The sequence below is a fragment of the Stieleria sp. JC731 genome, assembly GCF_020966635.1.
Lineage (GTDB): Bacteria > Planctomycetota > Planctomycetia > Pirellulales > Pirellulaceae > Stieleria.
On sequence record NZ_JAJKFQ010000005.1, the window covers coordinates 243,835 to 259,176 of the forward strand.

The following is a 15,342-nucleotide window of genomic DNA, read 5'->3' on the forward strand; positions in this document are numbered from 1 at the left end:
CTGGAAATCGAGGCGAAGAGCAGAGTCGCAGATTTTGGTTGGTCGACCAAGTAACGCTGCGTATGTGGCAGCGACTATTTAGCGGGATGCAAAACGATATTCTTGAATCGCATTTCCATCGCGTCACCGACGTGAAGCTGGAATGCGATCACACCGTTTTTGGCAGCTTTTTCGGATTGGTTGTCGATGACTTCGGCGGTCATCGTGCCATTGATGAAGTGTTGCAGGTGGTTGCCTTTGGCTACGATGCGGTAGTCGTTCCATTGGCCTGGGTGGATGCCGTTGCCAAGTTCTGTGCCGTCGGCGTACTTCTTGACCGCTTTTTTTCCGTCTTCGCCGATGGTGACCGACTGCCCACGTTCGGCAAGGATACCACGGCCTTTTTCTTCATAGAGAATGCCGGCGTAGCGGTTGCCAAAATCGATGTCAGCTTGATAGCCACCGACGATGAACTTTTCGCGATCCAAGACCTTGCTGCGGTATTGGATGCCGCTGTTGGTGTTGCTGATTTTGAATTGAAGGGTCAATTCAAAGTCGGCAGGTTGCTGTTCGTCGTAGATCAAAAACGTGTTGTAAGTCAGCGGGTTTTCAGAGGTTGTTCGGCCAACGATTTGACCATCTTCGACCGACCACAAGTCTTCACGCCCGCTCCAACCAGAAAGGTCCTTGCCGTTAAAGATTATGACCGATTCGGTCAACGCTTCTGACTTTTTAGATTCTTCGCCGCTAGCTTGGTTGGCGATCAGGCCGCCGCAAAGGGTGAGTGCGGTGAGGCAGCTTGTGGAGAAAAGCTGAGTGCTGAGAAATCGGAACGTACGCATGGGGAGGTCACGTCAGGTCGGAGGGAGCAGGCTGAAGGGAATCCGCGAGGCGGCGATTTCGACGGACGTCAGGCCGGTTTTGATTCGCATCAGCTGTTCGGTTCCGGTGCAGCGATCGGCCGTCTAAGCCGACCATTGTAACCCACAATGCCGAGTCCGATGAGTCGCCAATCGGTCCGCCCCGAAGACAAATTTTGGCTTCTCGGAAGAGCCTGGGCGGATTGAGAGGCTGCTCGGCAGATTGCGTTTATCGCTGTCTATACGTTGGTTTCGTTAAGGAACTGCATGTTGGTCAGGCAGAACTGCTGGGGGCCTTCGCAGTCGATGGTCGCGGTGTTGCAAACCCGGCACATGATTTTGGGGGTTACGGCGTCGGTGAGGGTGATCTCGGCGAATCGAAAGTCGGCTTGTCGCATGCTGAGGTATGACAGACCGCCTTTGCTGATGTCGCGAGTGATCGCGAAAAAGGAGTCTCCAAGGGGTGATCCGTTCTGTTCGACCGGTTGCACCATGATTTCGAGCGAACGGGGAATGCGAGGTTCTCGCCGACGCTCCGCTGCTGGTGATTCGACCGGGTCGACTAAAGATTCTGATCTCGCATGCGTCGCTTCGACGGCACTTTTACGGCGGCGTTCCGTTCGGTGATCGACATGGGGGCGGTGATCAACATGGGGATTAGACGGGATCGTGCTCATGGCATTCGATTGAGTTGCGAGTCAAAGTTGCGTGGGTTTCACCAGCGGCGTAAACGCATCGAATATCAATGACGCCCCCCACCGTTGCTGAGATCAAAACGATCTTTTGATGAGCAACCGTAACTTGCGGAAAAGATGAACGCCAACGGACTGGCGGAAGGCCCTCAACGGTTAGAATTGTGAGGGAAGGTCAGCCTGAGAAGAAAGACGTTGCTTTGATGGAGTGATAGGAGGCGATAAAGAAGGCCATCCACGGAGTGCTGGCTGGCAATGAAGAACGCCATCCACGGAGTGGATGGGGACAATGAAGCATTAGCAGTACGCTAAGAGACGACTGCTGCGACCGATCAGACGTTGGCGTGCTTGGCTTCTTCGCTGGCGATCATCTGTGTAAGGATGTCGCGAAGTGAAACACGGATTTCCCATTCGGGATAATCGCGGCGCAGTTTGCTGAGATCACTGATGTAGCAGATGTGATCTCCTTTGCGGTTTTCATCGCCGAGTGTGTAGTCGATCTTGTGTCCGCCGATCTCTTCGATCATCGCGATGCACTCCAGAACGCTGGCCGCATTCTCACGTCCGCCGCCGATGTTGTAGACCTCACCCGGACGCGGGTTTTTTGAAAATGCTTCGAAGGCCTTTACGACGTCGCTACATTCGATTTGGTCGCGAACCTGTTTGCCTTTATATCCGAAGATCGTGTAGGGCTTTCCGGTAACAGCGACATGGACCAGGTAGCTTAAAAATCCGTGTAGTTCGACTCCGCTGTGACTGGCACCGGTCAAGCAACCGCCACGGAAGATGCCCGTTTTGATCCCGAAGTACTTGCCGTATTCCTGCGCCAAGACATCCGCGGCAGTCTTGCTGGCCCCGAAAAGCGAATGCATCGTTTGGTCGATACGACAGGATTCGTTGATGCCGCCAAAGTCTTCTTCGCGAGCGTATTCCCAGCGGGTATCTAATTCCTGAAGCGGAAGTTCGTTTGGCGCGTCCCCGTAAACCTTGTTGGTGCTCATGTGGCAGAACACCGCTTCGGGAGCGTGCTGGCGGGTCGCTTCGAGCAGGTTCAACGTACCGTTCGCGTTGACTTCGAAATCAAGAAACGGGATCGCGGCGGCTTTGTCATGTGACGGTTGAGCCGCACAGTGGATGATCAGATCAGGTGTCTCGTTCTTGAACAGATCAAGGATCGCTTCACGATCGCGAATATCGATCGCGACTGTTCGAAAGTTGTTGGTTTCGTCTTCAAGTCTTGATTGGTTCCAGCGGGTGCTACCATCGGGGCCGAAGAAGGTCGCACGCATGTCATTGTCGATTCCGATGACTTCGTCGCCGGCCGCATCCCAATGCCGCACCGCGGCCGAACCGATCAATCCACTTGAACCTGTAACGATAACTCGCATGTTGACTTTCTATTAGTTCGTACCGATCAGGGGAGCCACTTGGATCTGTCCGTCGGCCGACATCGAATGAGTTGACTTGATTGAATATTACCGCAACGAAACTCGGCGATCCCCAGAGTGATCGGTCGGGGCTGTAATGTATTGTTCACCAGCGAAACGACCTGAGAATCCTTCGCATGGTGATTCTGATTCAATCGATTCGACTGGATATACCATGACCACCACAGAACAGGGAACGTCCGATATCGTCATCATCGGGGCGGGTTTGGCGGGATTGGCCTGCGCAAAAACTCTTGCGGACGCTGGCAAGTCCGTGACGGTGCTGGAGGCCAGTGACCGTGTGGGGGGGCGGGTGCGTACCGATCATGTTGATGGTTTGACACTGGACCACGGTTTCCAAGTATTGCTGACAGCGTATCCAAGTTGCCAAAAACTGTTGAACTATGACGACCTGCGATTGAGACCTTTTCGGCCTGGAGCGTTGGTACGAAAGAACGGACGTTTTGTTCTGCTGGCGGACCCATGGCGACGCCCGACCAAAGCAATCGCGAGTGCCTTGTCGCCGGTCGGAACGCTAGGTGACAAGTTGAAGGTTGGCAAGCTGCGGTCTGATTGCCGCCAGGGCAGCTTGGATGACATCTACAGCCGTCCCAACGTGACGACGAGCGAACGTTTGCAGGAAGTCGGTTTGAGCAAGCCGATGGTGGCAGAGTTTTTCAAGCCATTCTTGGGAGGCGTTTTCCTTGACGAGTCGCTTGAGACAAGTCGTCGGATGTTTGATTTCGTCTTTCGAATGTTTGCCTCTGGGGACATCGCGGTGCCGGCCGACGGCATGGCAGCCATCCCACGGCAGTTGGCAGAATCGCTACCGCGTGGAACGGTGCGGCTTCGTCAACCTGTAAAGTCAATCGAGCATCAGGGTGATGCAAGCCACATTCATCTGTCCAACGGTGAAACCATCGTTGCCAAGAGCCTCGTCATCGCAACCGAAAGCGACGCCGCATCAAGGTTGTTGGGGATCGAAGCTCTGAAGACTGACTGGAACGAAGCGGTCAATCTGTATTTTCGGGCGCCGGTGTCGCCACAGGACAGCCAGATGTTGATGCTTCGCGGTGATGAGTCGGGGGTTATTCAAACGTTGACGGTGATGAGTGATATCGCGCCCGAATACGTTTCCGGAGCCGGCGCCCTGGTTTCCGTTTGTATTTCGGAAAGCGATCGCGATAAGGAATGCGAATTGCTCAGCGAGTTGGTGCTCAAACAGGCAAAGTCATGGTTTGGAGACCAAGTTGATCGATGGCAATACGTTCGGAGCTATCGGACACCGTATGCGTTGCCGCGGATGGACTTGAAAACGGTCGTTAAAAGCGTCCGTGGTTGCGAAATCACCGACGGCTGTCCGTCACATGTTTATGTGTGTGGAGACTACCGCGAAACGCCTAGTATTCATGGGGCGCTCAATAGTGGAATGCGAGTTGCAACGAGACTGATTGACACGCTTTAGAACGCTCATGTGAGACAAACTGGGAAATCCTGACGACGCCGGTATCGGATCAATGCAACAGATGAATGACAACTCAGCGATGACTTTAACGACTGCGATCGACAAGATCGCGGAGGAGCATTACGACGACTGGATCTCGTTGCGCCGACACTTGCACCAGCATCCAGAACTATCGGGTGAGGAGACTTGGACATCCAATGAGTTGAAATCGCGTCTGTGTGCTTTGGACTTGCCAGTTCGAATGGCAGGTGAAAGTCGCGGCGTGATGGCCGATTTGATCACCGACGTTAGCTTGGCTGATGAGCCAAGATTGGCGATCCGAGGCGACATTGATGGCTTGCCGATCCAGGATGAAAAATCGGTGCCCTACCGAAGCTGTAAGCCAGGGGTGATGCATGCGTGTGGTCACGATGTCCACGCCACAGTCGTTGTAGCGGCAATGCAGATCTTGAAAGAGCTGGAACGTACCGGGCAGTTGCCTTGGCCGGTCGCAGTGCGTGCCGTCCTGCAGCCGGCGGAAGAAAATTCCGAAGGGGCACGCCACATGATTCACCATCGCGCGCTCAAGGACGTCGAGGCCATTATCGCTCTTCACGTCGATCCGACACGGCAGGTCGGATGCATCGGAATTCGAAACGACGTCTTGACTGCCGCTTGTGACCAATTTGAAATCACAATCGAAGGCAAAGGCGGACATGGCGCGAGGCCACATTTAGCGATCGATCCAATCGAGGCATTGGTCGCTTGGGTGGAAGCTGCCTATCGTCGTGTGAATCGTGCAATCGATCCGCACCAAACCGTTGTGATTTCGATTGGGATGATCAAGGCAGGCCATAGTGCGAATGTGATTCCTGACACGGCAGTCGCGATGGGAACGCTGCGAACACTAAGTCCATCTTCGCGCAGGAAAGCTTTCGAAACGATCGAGTCAATTAATGAGTCCATCGAGACTCAGTTCGGCTGTACCGTCAAGTTACGTCTGGGGACGTCCGCGCCTGCGGTGGTGAACGACCGTAAGATTGTTGCGTTGATGTACGACGCGATTGTTCAGACACTGAATCCCGCGGCAGTCGATTGGATCGAGTCACCGAGCATGGGTAGCGAAGACTTTTCGTACTACCTCGAACACGTTCCCGGTGCGATGTTTCGACTAGGCGTAGCGGGATCGCAAGTCGGAACGGCACCTCTTCATACGCCGACGTTCGACATCGACGAGCGTGCCATCGCGCATGCGGCTAAACTATTTGCATCGATTGCGATTCGGTACTTTGACCCGGCAAGAAAATGAGCAAGTTCGTATTCCGTGCCAACGATCGTCCAAGTCTTGGGATTGAGCTCGAGTTGGGGGTCGTCGATGCGGAAACGTTCGCGCTGACATCGCAAAGTAATCAATTGCTGGCTGCGGTTGAGCCTCCTTATCGAGATTCCTGCAAGCATGAGCTGATGCAGTGCTGTGTGGAAGTGATCAGCGGTGTAAGCGATAGTGTTCAGGACGCACGCGAAGATTTGTCTGGGAAGCTCTCCGTTTTGCAACGGGCAGCCGAGTGTCAGGGGCTTCAATTGTGGTGGGGAGCGACACATCCCTTTAGTCACTGGCTTGATCAGACCGTCACCGATGATGAACGCTACAAGAGTTTGATGCGTTTGTTGCAGGAGATGGCGAGGCGACTGATCACTTTTGGCTTGCACGTACACGTCGGCGTTGACAGCGGCGACAAGGCCGTGATGATCTGCGATCGCATCATGCATCACCTGCCTCTCTTGCTGGCCCTATCGTCCAGCAGTCCTTATTGGGAAGGACGCGACACCGGCCTACATTCGCACCGCAGCAAAGTCATGGAAGGCTTGCCGACGGCCGGGTTGCCCACGTTGATGCGAAACTGGAGTGAGTACGTCTGGTTGGTGAACCATATGGTCGATACGGGATTCATCAACACGATCCGTGAGATCTGGTGGGACGTCCGTCCACACCATAATTTCGGAACGGTGGAAGTCCGCATGTGCGACATGCCGGGCAACATGGATCACGTTTGTGGACTGGCAGCATTGATCCAGTGTTTAGTCAAATTCCTCAGCGATGAAATTGACAACGGAACCTATCAGTTCGATTGTCATCCGATGATGGTACGACAGAACAAGTGGCGCGCATCACGCTATGGGCTGACCGCGATGTTGGTCAACACCTACGATTATTCTCAGCAATCGGTGCCCGAAATCGCTTGCGATCTAGTCGATAAATTGCAAGGGGTCGCGCAAGATCTTGGTTGTGAAACAGAGCTGTTGTATGTAAAAGAGATCGCGAGCAGCGGCGGATGGGCAGAACGACAGCGTTCGATCCTGAGAGAGACTGGTTCCGCAAAGGAGATCGTGCGACAATTAACGGAACAGTCGCTCGTCGCGATCTGACGACTGAAAAAACGGTTCACCTTGAATTGTCGTTCAGTTGAAGCGAACCAGCATAAGCGAATTAGCAGTGGAACGCTTCGTCAGCCAATAACCATTCGTTTCAGAGTTTCCAATCGGAGAAGGGCCGCAGGGATGGGCAAGAATATTGTTGTCTGTTGTGACGGAACCGGCAACGAATTCGAAATCGATCAAACCAACGTGTTGCGTCTGCACTATGGATTGCAGACCGATGAGAATCAGGTGGCCTTTTACTCGCCTGGCGTTGGAACGTTCAGTCCGTCGATGGCGTTGACTCGACCCGGCCAAGCATTCAGTCGAACGTTGGGCTTGGCCTTTGGTGCAGGCTATAGGCAAACGATCGAGCATGCCTACTGGTTTATTGTCCAACACTTCGTCCCGGGCGATCGGATTTTTCTGTTTGGATTTAGCCGCGGCGCCTACACGGCTCGAATCATTGCGGCACTGTTGCACGGGGTTGGGATCTTGTGGCAAGGCAATCGCCATATGGTTCCCTATGCCCTTAATGAAATCGAAAGTCGCCGAAACAAGCGAATCAACTTCGATCGATTGACGCGGTTTCGAAAACAGTTCTCACGCCCGCTCGCTGAAAAACCCTACATTTTTTTAGGGCTGTGGGATACGGTGTCTTCGATCTCGTGGGCGTATGACTATTTGCGTTATGCCTATTCGGCGAACAATCCCAGTGTTAGCGTTGTTCGTCATGCGGTGGCGATTGATGAGTACCGTGCCTTTTTCACTCAGAATCTTTTCACCCGTCGGGAAGATCAGGATTTCAAAGAAGTTTGGTTCGCAGGGTCACATTCGGACGTCGGAGGCGGCTATCCCGAATCGCAAAGCGGTCTAGCAAAGATCACAATGCAGTGGATGGTGATGCAGGCGTTTCAAGCGGGAGTGCTCTTTGACCCCAACCGGATCGAATCGCTATTAGCCGGTGCAGAACCGTCGACCTATGCAGACGATCTACATCGATCGCTGACTTGGAAGTGGTGGGCTGCGGAGTTCTTTCCGAAGCAAACATTTGGGATGCGGATTCCGCGGCCACACCTAGCACGACGTCGTCAGGTCGTCGCGCGCGTTCGCGGAAAACGCCAAGCCCAAAAGCCGCTGTTGCATGAAACGGCTATTCGGCGATTCGAAGATCGTGCGATGAAGTATCGCCCCCGGAACTGGCCCAAAGAATATGACATTGAGCCGGAAATCGACCGTGATAATTCGATGACGAACCCGCTGCCTACCGCAGTGGGTAAAGTCGCTGGCTAGAACAGCCGGTTGTATCCATTCAAGGCTGCAACGCGGTACGCTTCGGCCATCGTCGGGTAGTTGAACGTGGTTTCGAAAAAGTATTCCAAGTTCAGGTCATGTGAATCCATGACCGCTTGTCCGATGTGGATGATTTCCGATGCATTGGCGCCAAAGCAATGAACACCGAGCACCTTTCGTGTTTCGCGGTGGAAAAGAATCTTTAGCATGCCAACAGTCGTTCCCATGATTTGGGCGCGAGCCAAGCTTTTGAATTGAGCTTGCCCGACCTCGTAGGGCACGCATGCTTCGGTAAGCTGCCGTTCGGTCTGCCCGACGGAGCTAATTTCGGGGCTTGTATAAATCCCTGTCGGAATGTCATCGAGTCGCAAGTTGCCGTCTTTGCGTTCCAAAATATGCATCGCGGCGGCGCGGCCTTGTGTGTAGGCGGCGCTTGCCAAGGACGGATATCCGATCACGTCGCCGACCGCGTAAATGTGATCGCGGGAGGTTTGGAATTGTTGGTCGACTTCCAGTTGTCCGCGTTTATTGACCTCCAGGCCGACGTTTTCCAGGCCAAGGTTTTCAGTGTTGCCGCTGCGACCATTGGCCCAGAGCAGCGCATCCGATTTGATGCGTTTACCGCTCTTGAGGTGCAGGATCACGCCGTCGCCAATGCCTTCGATCTTCTCGACGACTTCATCGTTGCGGATCACGACGCCTTGGTCACGCAGGTGGTACGCGAGGGCGTCGACGATTTCGTCATCGAGGAATTCCAGCAAACGGCTTCGGGTGTTGACCAAGTTGACTTTGACGCCAAGGTTACGAAACATCGAAGCGTATTCGGTGCCGACAACACCCGCACCATAGATGGTGATCGTGCCGGGCTTTTCAGCCATGCCAAGGATGGTATCGCTGTCGTAAATATGAGGGTGGTTGAAGTCGACGTTTGGCGGATGATAGGGACGCGCTCCGGTCGCGATGACAAATGATTTGGCGCGAATCTTTTCCGTCTCATCGATCAGAATGGTATGGTCATCGATAAAGCGGGCATGGCCATAGTGAACGGGCACACTGTTGCGGTCATAGAATGATTGCCGCATCGTGACTTGCTTGGCAATGATTTCCGTGGTGCCCCTGCGAAGCTGTTCCATTGTGGGGCTGGCATGAATCCCCATCTCACGGAAAACTGGGTTCTTCAGCACGTTCATCGTGTTGGTGATCGTGTACCGAAGTGCTTTACTGGGAATCGTCCCCCAGTGTGTGCAGCCACCCCCGATTTGGCGATATCGCTCCGCGACGCCAACCCGCAGTCCGCCTTTTCCAGCCTGCATCGCGGCGCCTTCCCCACCGGGGCCTGTCCCGATGACGAATAGATCAAAATCAAAGTCCGAATCGCTCATTTGAATTCAGTGGGTGTAAAAGTACTCGTATGCGAAGGCTTGTTTTACGATGTTGATCGTCTGTGTCCAATCCGACGTCACGTTCGCGGACGTCGATCACAACGTTACACGTGTGTGTACGTGGTTGGAGCAAGCCGCAAGGCTCGAAAGTGCATCTGGCGAAGACACCAAATTGGTTGTTTTTCCTGAGTGTATGCTATCCGGCTACGTCTTCGAGACTCGGGATTCGGCCATCGCGGCATCGATTTCAATCGACAGTGAAGCGTTCCGTCAGATCGCCAGAGTCTGTCATCAGCACAAGCTTTTGGCTGTCATCGGGTTCCTCGAACGACATCATGACCAGTTTTTCAATGCGTGCGCATTGGTCGGTGGTGAGGGGAACATCGCCTGCTATCGAAAAGTCCACTTACCACATTTGGGAGTCGATCGATTTGCCGACCGTGGTACTCAACCATACCATTGTGTCGAGGCAAGCATTGGTGGGGCTGATCCGTTCCGACTGGGGATGGCAATTTGTTACGACGGATCTTTTTCCGAACCGATCCGATGTTTGGCGCTCGAGGGCGCCGATCTGATCGCACTACCGACCAATTGGCCAGTCGAAGGTCAACAGGTCGCCGAAATCGTTCCACGTGCCCGTAGTCACGAAAATCATCTGTACTTCGCAGCGGCAAATCGAGTCGGTACCGAGAACGGAACGAGCTTCGCCGGACGAAGTTCGATTTGCGGTCCCGACGGCATGGTGCTGGGGAAACTAGACCATTGCGAAGAAGGAATGATCTATGCGAATGTTGATGTGACGCTGTCGCGGAAGAAGCGGATCGAGCGGGTTCCCGGTGAACATGTGATCGATCGATTCGCCGATCGGCAGCCAAGCTACTACGGCAAGATTGTTGAGTAGCATTGTTGCTGCAAGGTCAGCCATCTAAACGGTCGATCAATCGCCGTCGAATGAAACCGGAAGGACGCCATAGAGTCCGCGAGTGAAGACTTGATCGATCCAATTGTCCAAGCGGACGATCGGACGTGCTGGCACAATGACAACGTCACCATCGCGTAGCCAGATCTCGTCGCTAGGATTGGGGCGTTTGCCATAGATCGCGCCTTGTAGATCCAGCATCGTCGAAACCAAACGCCAATCTTCGGCGCGGCGAAGGATCACGACCTGACGCATATTGCCATCGGGTGTGTTGCCACCGGCTTGTGCAATTGCGCCAAGGACAGTCGTCGGTGTGGTCAGCTGAATTCTTGATGGTGACGCGACGTTGCCCAAAACATAGACAAAGTGTGCCGCCTGCTGAGTCAGGATCGGCTCGGCTTCCAAACCGATAACGATTTCTTGATAGCGAAGGTTGATTTCCTTCTTTAGCTCAGGCAACGAGAAGCCTTGGACACAGATCCCGCCAATGCCAGGCAAACGAATCTTGCCATCGGGCATCACGGTGACGGTCAATGCTTGTTGCTGAAGACCGCTCGCACCACCGACCGCGTTGCGGATGTCTTCGGCAAGCTTGTTGACAACAACGGGTGTGACGTCGATCGATGGCTCGTCATACAGCTTTTTGTATTTCTGCTCCAACACATCACGCAGTTGACTGACGGTTAATCCGGCAGCGTGAATCTGTCCAAGCAAACGAACAGTGATGGTGCCATCCGGCTGAATTACTAATCCGCGATCAAGGGTGCCGCGTTGCAAGTCTTCGTCAGCCACCGATTCGATCAAAACTTCGTCGCCAGGTGCGAGTCGGTATTCACCTTGGTTTTGACGACGGGTGATCAAGTAGAACACTTGCAACTGATCACCAGGACGAAGGCGATAGACACCCAAATGTGCGTAGCGTGATGGCCCGGCATATCCACCCGGGCCGTAGGCTCCAAAATCCATTGGGCACATGTCACGCCATCGGGCTTCGGCACCACAATGATTGGCACAGTCGACACCCATCATGCACTTTGCACAGCCCGATTTGCATGGGTATCCACCGGGAACATTACGACATCCACAATCGGGCTCACTATCGATACGTCCTTCGATCGTGACGGCTTGTGAAGAGCCCGTTTCGAGAGTTTGAGCATTGGCCGAAGTCGTGACAACACAGGCGAAGACGACGAGTGCCAGTCGCAAAGCCATCGACTTTGTGATTCGACGTGATTGATCGAAGGAAGCTTGATCGCTGTGTTTCATCGCTACGTTTCCGACCACGTGGGATCGAATGATGTGGAGTTTGTTCGGTTGCAGTTGGGTTTCGGACTGACGGTTACCAAAAACGCATCTTGGTCATGAACCGCTTCACCGGCGAAATCTGGCTCGCAGGCTGGTCCTTGATTCCAGATTGGGCTTGGCTCGCAGTATGAGCTTGGATTGAATTGTTCGCCCTCGAGATTTCTGGGGCCGTTTGCGTAGGCCTTGGCCTGCGGAAGGACGCGGTCACGGCAGGAGTCGCGTCCTCGTTTTTGACGCTTGCGTTGATTGCTGAAACCGGATGGGTGCTTGATCCGTAAGGCTGTGCTATCGCGGGAGCATTGGCAGGTTGGTTTGCTATCTGCGACTGCCCGACATTGAACGCTGGCGAAATGGCGGCGAATTGTGAAGGCGATAGCTCGATGACTTCCGGCGTCCGAGTTGGCTTTTCGGTTTGTGGCATTTGCATTCGCAAGCTTGCCGTCAATCGCATTGCCGCTTCTCGGTCGCCTTGTCGCTGCTGCACCGTCGCCAGTGTCGCTGCCACACCCGCATTGGGTTGCAAGTCCATGGCATGCTTGAGCGTCCAAGTTGCTTCGCGATCCAATCCCATCTCGGCTAATTGCATTCCAAGGCGCGCGGCCAACGAAGCGTTTTCGGGTTGACCTTGTAACGCCGCACGACGAAGACATAACGACGTTTCCTCTGGCAGATGACTTCGGTCATTGCGTCCCAATTCGATCGCCGCGACTAAGTCCATCGCTTGGGCTGCCATCACGTGATACTTTGCCAATGGGGCAAGATTCATGCGGGCGTAGTCGAGGTAGCGATCGGCCGCTTCCGTAGTGGTGATGCCCTCGGGGACACCACCAGCGAAGATCGGTGTCTGATGCGACGTCGCGATCGCGTTGATCCGGTCGACGTCGATAGCGGCTCCACCTGAAAGAAAGTCGCGAGCCTCGATCATCGCGGTTTTTGCGGTGCGAAGCTGCTTCGCGGCGCGAGGCTGGGTGTTGGAGGCTGCCGTCTGGCGATCCGCGATGTCAATTCCGGTCGCGATCAACTCAAGTGCTTTCCAGGCCGATGCCTCTGCAGATGACCAGGCGCCGACACGGTACTCGCGATAGGCATCCGCGAGGTGTTGTTCGCTTCGTGCGGAACAGGAATCGATCGTAACCGATTGAAGCCAACGCCGATCAGTATTGCCTTTCAAGGTGCTGTCGGACGACTCGGACAAGCGATCTTGTCGAAGCTGTGCGAGGCGTCGCGCGGCAACCTGGATCGGTGCATGCGAATGGGACTCTGATACCAAAGAACCCGCTTTCGAAACCGCGTTGGTATCTGCTGCGTGAGATGCGATCTCGGAAGGAGAATCAGGTGCCGGAGGTTGGTCTAAAGCGATCCATTCATGTTGTGGCGGTAGGTCTTGCGCAAACGTTTCGCTGGATGCCGGAACGACAGGAACCCCAATACCGGTGCTCGACTGCTGACGGACGGTAGTTGTTTTGGGAAGACGCCGCGGCATCAACGATTCGGCTGATGATTGCTTTTCCTGGACGGGGCCTTCAAGCACAATCGCGGATTCGATCTCTGTCTCCAGCGAGGTCTTGCCATTGGCAATCGCTCGACCATGAGACGACACCGGTTGCAGATAGAATGAGTTTCGAACCGGATCGCCTGCAAGAACAGATCCGGCGCACGAACAGGCAAGCGACAATGCGATCCATCGGCGACAGGTTGACTGTCGCCGGGCAAGCGAACTCCGATTTCGCTTTTTACACTTCATGGCTTCCATGTCCTGACATAGGTTTGCGTGGATTCCGGGAGGAACTCAAACCTGAAACTCGATGTTTCGCGTCTATTTCAATCGCGATTGCTATCCGCTGAACGGTCCTGTTGTGATGATCGGACGGGTTGGGACGGTCAGCACCGTAAAACCATTGATGCGAATCATTCCAAATCTGGTTTGATCGATCGATCCGTTACAACCCGCAAAGCTTCCCGAATAACGATTGATAGCAAACGATAATGGGAGGGTCTTCGGGCAGTTATTTCAGGCGGCGGAAGAGTGTTCGATGGTGCTGCCGGGGTGATGGAAGCCACCACTAGAAACCTGGCTTCTGACAGATGAAATCAAATTGTCGACGAAGCGAAAGAACTAATCACCGAATGCGTTGAACGCATGTCGGCCAGCCCGGATCTAGCTAGCCCGTTTCTAGATCGGTGTAGGGCGACCGTAGAAGTAACCTTGCGCGAGATCGAAACCGATGTCGGAACAGGTTTGAGCTTCGCTTGACGTTTCGATGCCTTCGGCGAGGGCTTTTATTTCCAAGTCGCGAACCATTTTGACCAACGTTTCGAGCATTTGTCGTCGCGCCGCACCCGCATGATCGATCCCGTGGATCAAGCTGATATCGAACTTAACATAGTCCGGCTTCGATTCGATCAGTTCCGCCAGTCTCGCCTGTCCAGAGCCGAAGTCATCAAAGGCAAGTTCAATGTTCAAATCGTTGACGGCGGCAGATAGCTCGCGCATCACTTTACGGTTGGTCACGCTGGCTTCGTGGATTTCCAGAACCAAGTCAGCGTTGTCTGCGATCTGACGGACTTTCACAAGCGAATCGATCAGCTTGTCTGCGTCCTCGAGTTCTTTGGGATGGGTGTTCACAAACAGGTTGGGTCGTGGCGGTAGGTCACGTCCAACACGGATGCCTTCCCAGCGAAGCAGTTGGCTCAGTTCGACTTCCAGATTCAGTTGGCTGGCCGCATTGAACATTGCCGCGACTGATTCAAGGCCAAAGACTTTGCCGCGGCCAAGGATCTCGTGTCCGACAACATTCTGGCTGTCCATTTCCACGATGACTTGGAAGTGTGGACGCACCAATTTTTCGCTCATCATCCGATCGAACTGAACGAGTGCCAGTGCTTCGTCGCAAACATTGCGTGCAATCGTGCCAGTGGCTTGACCGGTTGGCGATTGTCGAAGGACACGAAATGGCGCTTCGGCAAAGTGCAACAGGTCTTCTTCTTCGATCGTGGTTTCGCCATGAAGGCGTTCACCATTGACGTAAGTCCCGTTGGTACTGCCAAGGTCACGTAGATATAGAACGCCATCACGAACCGAAAGGACGGCATGCTTGCCACTGACGGTATTGAATTGCAGCTTCAGTGAGCATCCCGGTTTCCGACCGATCGTGAATTCGTCTTCATCGATTGGCAGGTGGCGTAGCGTGTCTCGGGGCTCCAATGAACCGGACAGAAACCACACGTCGCCTTTGATGGCGGAATCGTGGGTTCGTCGTTCCAGAGCGGAGCTGTCGACCGAGCTCATAGCGGAGGATCATCGTGGGGCGAGCGAAGAAAACGTCTTCACCGTTACCGATATGAGTCAGATGACTACAAATCAAGTCACGGCGGACCGGTGCACACCACACCGGCCGTGGGGGTAATTGTCAAACCCTAGGTTGTAATTCTAGGCAAGGTTATTCGGACATCGAATTCTGCAACGAAATTGAATGCCAAGGCCGAACGGTGTCATCGAAAGGATGCGATAGGTCACGTGATCGTGTCGGAAATTCAGTCAACCTAAAAGCAAGCTACCCTTCTACTGAGTTGCTTTGTAGGACTCGCTCGCCCCAACCCTACCAGAACGCAATATCGGTCCATCC

The 15,342-nt window shown here is 54.1% G+C and carries 12 protein-coding genes; 5 read left to right on the forward strand and 7 right to left on the reverse strand.

The features are described 5' to 3' along the window. Nucleotides 1-74: 74 nt before the first annotated feature. The 3 genes from LOC67_RS12050 to LOC67_RS12060 form a co-directional block, all read right to left on the reverse strand. Complete coding sequence (locus LOC67_RS12050; protein ID WP_230262853.1) at nt 75-821, reverse strand: DUF1080 domain-containing protein; 747 nt, start codon at nt 819-821, stop codon at nt 75-77. Nucleotides 822-1,078: 257 nt separating this feature from the next. Continuing rightward, nucleotides 1,079-1,516 (reverse strand): hypothetical protein, encoded by a 438-nt coding sequence (locus LOC67_RS12055; protein WP_230262854.1) that lies wholly within the window; start codon nt 1,514-1,516, stop codon nt 1,079-1,081. A gap of 347 nt (nt 1,517-1,863) precedes the next feature. Next, nucleotides 1,864-2,919 carry an NAD-dependent epimerase/dehydratase family protein gene (locus LOC67_RS12060; RefSeq protein ID WP_230262855.1) on the reverse strand — a complete coding sequence of 352 codons (1,056 nt, stop codon included), beginning with the start codon at nt 2,917-2,919 and terminating at the stop codon, nt 1,864-1,866. Nucleotides 2,920-3,133: 214 nt separating this feature from the next. On the opposite strand from LOC67_RS12060, the gene LOC67_RS12065 reads away from it, so the two are divergent. The 4 genes from LOC67_RS12065 to LOC67_RS12080 all read left to right on the forward strand — a co-directional run bounded on the left by LOC67_RS12065 (nt 3,134) and on the right by LOC67_RS12080 (nt 8,110). Further along, nucleotides 3,134-4,423: an NAD(P)/FAD-dependent oxidoreductase gene (locus tag LOC67_RS12065; protein ID WP_230262856.1), complete on the forward strand. Its 1,290-nt coding sequence runs from the start codon at nt 3,134-3,136 to the stop codon at nt 4,421-4,423. A gap of 61 nt (nt 4,424-4,484) precedes the next feature. Continuing rightward, a complete protein-coding gene (locus LOC67_RS12070) occupies nt 4,485-5,711 on the forward strand; it encodes a M20 family metallopeptidase (protein ID WP_230262857.1) in 1,227 nt (408 codons plus the stop codon). Beyond that, on the forward strand, nt 5,708-6,829 hold the full coding sequence (locus tag LOC67_RS12075) for a YbdK family carboxylate-amine ligase (protein WP_230262858.1): 1,122 nt from the start codon (nt 5,708-5,710) through the stop codon (nt 6,827-6,829). Before LOC67_RS12070 ends, LOC67_RS12075 begins: the two co-directional genes overlap by 4 nt. Nucleotides 6,830-6,961: 132 nt before the next feature. Next, a complete protein-coding gene (locus tag LOC67_RS12080; protein ID WP_230262859.1) occupies nt 6,962-8,110 on the forward strand; it encodes a DUF2235 domain-containing protein in 1,149 nt (382 codons plus the stop codon). Here LOC67_RS12080 and sthA read toward each other — a convergent pair. After that, nucleotides 8,107-9,492 carry a Si-specific NAD(P)(+) transhydrogenase gene (gene sthA / locus LOC67_RS12085; RefSeq protein WP_230262860.1) on the reverse strand — a complete coding sequence of 462 codons (1,386 nt, stop codon included), beginning with the start codon at nt 9,490-9,492 and terminating at the stop codon, nt 8,107-8,109. The two genes, LOC67_RS12080 and sthA, sit on opposite strands and share 4 nt — an antisense overlap. 49 nt (nt 9,493-9,541) lie before the next feature. Between sthA and LOC67_RS12090 the strand changes: the two genes are divergently transcribed. Beyond that, nucleotides 9,542-10,393, forward strand: coding sequence for a carbon-nitrogen hydrolase family protein (locus LOC67_RS12090; protein WP_230262861.1), 852 nt, complete (start codon nt 9,542-9,544; stop codon nt 10,391-10,393). Nucleotides 10,394-10,429: 36 nt separating this feature from the next. Here the strand turns inward: LOC67_RS12090 and LOC67_RS12095 are convergent, their stop codons facing one another. From LOC67_RS12095 to LOC67_RS12105, 3 genes are all read right to left on the reverse strand, one after another. Next, entirely contained in the window at nt 10,430-11,677 is a 1,248-nt protein-coding gene (locus LOC67_RS12095; RefSeq protein WP_230262862.1) for a polysaccharide biosynthesis/export family protein, read from the reverse strand. Between the two features lie 73 nt (nt 11,678-11,750). Beyond that, nucleotides 11,751-13,460: a hypothetical protein gene (locus LOC67_RS12100; RefSeq protein WP_230262863.1), complete on the reverse strand. Its 1,710-nt coding sequence runs from the start codon at nt 13,458-13,460 to the stop codon at nt 11,751-11,753. A gap of 429 nt (nt 13,461-13,889) precedes the next feature. Then, the gene (locus tag LOC67_RS12105; RefSeq protein WP_230262864.1) at nt 13,890-15,005 is read right to left on the reverse strand and encodes an EAL domain-containing protein; all 1,116 of its coding nucleotides are present in this window, start codon (nt 15,003-15,005) and stop codon (nt 13,890-13,892) included. Between the last annotated feature and the right edge of the window lie 337 nt (nt 15,006-15,342).